We start from the raw sequence: 320 nt of genomic DNA on the forward strand, positions 1-320 counted from the left end.
GGGTCCAGCATGCAGTAGTCGGCGCCCAGGTCACCGAAGCCATGCCAGCTGGCCGCCGGTTTGAGCACCCAGGCATCGCCATGGCGTAATACTTCAGGGTCGAGTTCGGCAAAAGGCACCCCGTTGACTTCATCGGGTTGCCAGACCCCAAACCACCAATCCTTGCCATTGCGCTCACGGATTTCATTGCTCAGGCGAGCCATGGCCTGGCGAAAGGCAATGGCCTCGTCGATGGACTCATCGGTAAGGTAGCCCCCTGCGTCATCCATCATTTTCGACGAAACATCAATCGAAGCGATGATGCTGTACTGCGGTGACGT

General features: G+C 58.1%; 1 pseudogene. It reads right to left on the reverse strand.

Going from position 1 to position 320, the window contains the following annotated elements:
- Nucleotides 1–320 (reverse strand): annotated as a pseudogene (locus AACY49_RS31445) (arginine decarboxylase); the annotation flags it as partial.

It is taken from the genome of Pseudomonas sp. EL_65y_Pfl2_R96 (assembly GCF_963970905.1).
GTDB lineage: Bacteria > Pseudomonadota > Gammaproteobacteria > Pseudomonadales > Pseudomonadaceae > Aquipseudomonas.